This window comes from Rhodococcus sp. CX (genome assembly GCF_015865005.1).
In the GTDB taxonomy this organism is placed as follows: Bacteria; Actinomycetota; Actinomycetes; order Mycobacteriales; family Mycobacteriaceae; genus Rhodococcus.
This window is the reverse complement of record NZ_JADZGH010000016.1, coordinates 9,562-12,300: the sequence shown is the minus strand read 5'-3', so window position 1 is coordinate 12,300 and position 2,739 is coordinate 9,562. Positions and strand designations below refer to the sequence as shown.

Genomic DNA, 2,739 nt, shown 5'->3' with positions numbered 1-2,739 from the left:
CTGGACGATTGTGCCGCGCGCGGGGCAGGGATCCGGTGGATTCGGCCCGATCGTCGTGGCATTCGACTGGCGTCAACGAGTCCTTGACCAGCCTGTGGCGTCAACCTATCGTTGACGTATGACGACACCTCGACTGGACGACCTCATCGACGGCATCCGCACCGGCTACCCGGATCAGCCCCTGGATCAACTCACCGCCGCCGTGCTGGCCGCGGAACACATGAGCGAGATCGCCGACCATCTGATCGGCCACTTCGTGGACCAGGCCCGCCGCAGCGGCGCCTCCTGGACCGAGATCGGACGTTGCATGGGCGTGACCAAGCAGGCCGCGCAGCAGCGCTTCACCCCCAAGGCCGATGCGAACATGTTCGCCCGGTTCACCCCGCGTGCCCGCACGGCGATCGTGCGGTCCCAGGAGGAGGCGCGCGCCGCACACCTGACGGAGATCGGGGCCGCGCACCTGCTGCTCGGCCTGACCACGGACCCCGACAGCCTCGCGATGCGCGCCCTCGCCGAGCAGGGCGCCGACGCCGCGGCGATCAGGGCCGCTGCCGAGGCGACGGTGCCCGCCGGCGATCCCGACACCGAGCTCCCCAGCCTGATCCCCTACGACGGGGCATCGAAGAAGATTATCGAGCTCACCGTGCGGGAGGCGCTGCGCCTGGGCCACAACTACGTCGGCACCGAGCATCTGCTGCTCGCCCTGCTCGCTCCCGAGAGCCCGACCTCCGAACTGCTCGGTGGCCTCGGGATCACCACCGAGGCCACCGAGTCGTACGTGATCGCCGCGCTCGCGGAACTCGAGAGATAACGCTCGCGCTGTGCCCGTGAAGTAGCGTGCGCTACTGGGGGTTCCCGGCGATGTTCACCATCCACGGAACACCGAACCGGTCCGTGCACATGCCGAAGGTGTCCCCCCACGGCGCCTTGGCCAGGGGCATCGCGACGGTGCCGCCGTCGGACAACTTGTCCCAGTAGCCGCGCAGTTCTCCCTCGTCGTCTCCGCTGAGGGAGATCGAGAAGTTGCTCCCCTCCTTCAGTTCCATCGCGTTCGGGGTGTCGGCCCCCATCAGCACCAGGCCGTGGGGGGCGACCAGCTGCGCGTGCATCACCTTCTCCTGCTCCTCCGGCAGGTCACTGGCGTGGAAGTCGCCGAACGTGCTCACGGTCAGTTCGCCACCGAAGACGTCTCGGTAGAACTCCATCGCCTGCCTGGCGTTGTCGCGGAAGCTGATATACGGATTGAGCTGGGTACCCATCGAACGACCTCCTGATCGACGTGCGTCGGTTCGTGACGTCACCCGATTGTTCTCGCCGTCACCGGCTCGCGGGCGGGAATCCCCTCAGCCGGCGGCGACCTCCGCGGTCGAGCGCGCAGGAACGAGGCGACGGTGGCGCGGCAGCACGAGCGGGTGCGCCACGCTCCAGGCGGCGCCCGCGCACACGAACTCCTTGATCCAGGCTCCGGCCCGGCCGGTGACGGCGGTGGACGTCGCCCGGTCGTCCGGGGTCACCCGCTGGATGATTCCGTCGTGCCGGCCCAGGCTGATGCACTGCAACGTGTAGCCCATGGTGGTTTCGGGGACCGCGCGGCCGGTCAGGCGGGCGGCGAGTGCGTCCGCGGCCGCCCACGCCATCGGGATTCCCGACGCGCAGGACATGCGCAGGGGCTTGCCCCCGGCTCCCTCGGCGAGCGCTGCGTCACCGATGGCGCAGACGTCCGGATGCGACACCGAGCGCATCGTGCGGTCCACCACGATCCGGCCCGTGTCGGACACCGTCAGGGTGGTGGCGGCGGCGATCGGGTGGACCGCGAATCCCGCCGTCCACACCGTCACGTCGGCCGGGATCGTGTCTTCTGCCCCGGAATCCGCTGTGCGGACGGCGATTTCGTGTGCGTCGACGCGGGTGACGTCGGTGCGCTCGTGGACGGTGATGCCGAACCGGTCGAGAGCCGCGCGCAGGTGGCGTTGCGCCTTGTCGCTCAGCCAGCCTCCGACACGCTCGCGGGCGACGAGTGCGACGGCGAGGTCGCGGTGGGATTCGGCGATCTCGGTGGCGGTTTCGATGGCGGTCAGGCCGCCGCCGACGACGAGGACCCGCGCGCCGGGGTGCAGGTCGGCGAGTCGCGCCCGCAGGCGCAGTGCCGCCCCCTTGCCCGCGACGTTGTAGGAATGCTCGGCGGCGCCGGGGACGCCGTGATCGGCGACCGCGCTGCCGAGGGCGTAGACGAGGCTGTCGTAGGTGAGGGTCGTGGCTCCGTCGGGGCCGGTCAGGTCGACGGTGCGGCGGTCCACGTCGAGGGCGGTGACGCGCGCGGTCAGGACGCGGACGCCGTGGCGCCCGACGATGTCGTCGAGTACTCGCCGCGGCAGGTCCTGTCCGCTGGCGAGCTGGTGCATGCGCACGCGTTCGACGAAGTCGGGGTCGGCGTTGACCAGGGTGATGTCGACGTCGTGGTCGAGCCGCCGGGCGAGGCGGCCGGCGGCGTTGGCTCCGGCGTATCCGGCTCCGAGGACGACGATGCGGTGCTTCATGACGTGCTCCTTCCGATGTGGTTCACCTCCTGAACCGGATAGGGGCACGATCCCTGACAGATCGAAGTGCGATCTGCGTCACCATCGATCGATGAGCGGTTCGTGCGGGCCGGTCTCCGCCCAGCTCCGGGTGATCCGGTCGAGCTTGTCGGGATTGACCTGGATGGTCAGGCCGGCGACCTGCCCGTCGGTCACGTCGAGG

At 69.9% G+C, this 2,739-nt stretch carries 3 protein-coding genes; 1 reads left to right on the top strand and 2 read right to left on the bottom strand.

Annotated features, from left to right (window positions below; all coding sequences use genetic code 11):
• Nucleotides 1-118: 118 nt before the first annotated feature.
• Nucleotides 119-811, top strand: a complete 693-nt coding sequence (locus I0Q12_RS01400; RefSeq protein ID WP_197250255.1) for a Clp protease N-terminal domain-containing protein — start codon at nucleotides 119-121, stop codon at nucleotides 809-811.
• A gap of 31 nt (nucleotides 812-842) precedes the next feature.
• Here I0Q12_RS01400 and I0Q12_RS01395 read toward each other — a convergent pair whose 3' ends face one another.
• Both I0Q12_RS01395 and I0Q12_RS01390 read right to left on the bottom strand, forming a co-directional pair.
• On the bottom strand, nucleotides 843-1,259 hold the full coding sequence (locus I0Q12_RS01395) for a VOC family protein (protein WP_197250254.1): 417 nt from the start codon (nucleotides 1,257-1,259) through the stop codon (nucleotides 843-845).
• A gap of 84 nt (nucleotides 1,260-1,343) precedes the next feature.
• Nucleotides 1,344-2,537 (bottom strand): NAD(P)/FAD-dependent oxidoreductase, encoded by a 1,194-nt coding sequence (locus I0Q12_RS01390; protein ID WP_197250253.1) that lies wholly within the window; start codon nucleotides 2,535-2,537, stop codon nucleotides 1,344-1,346.
• Nucleotides 2,538-2,739 lie beyond the last annotated feature (202 nt).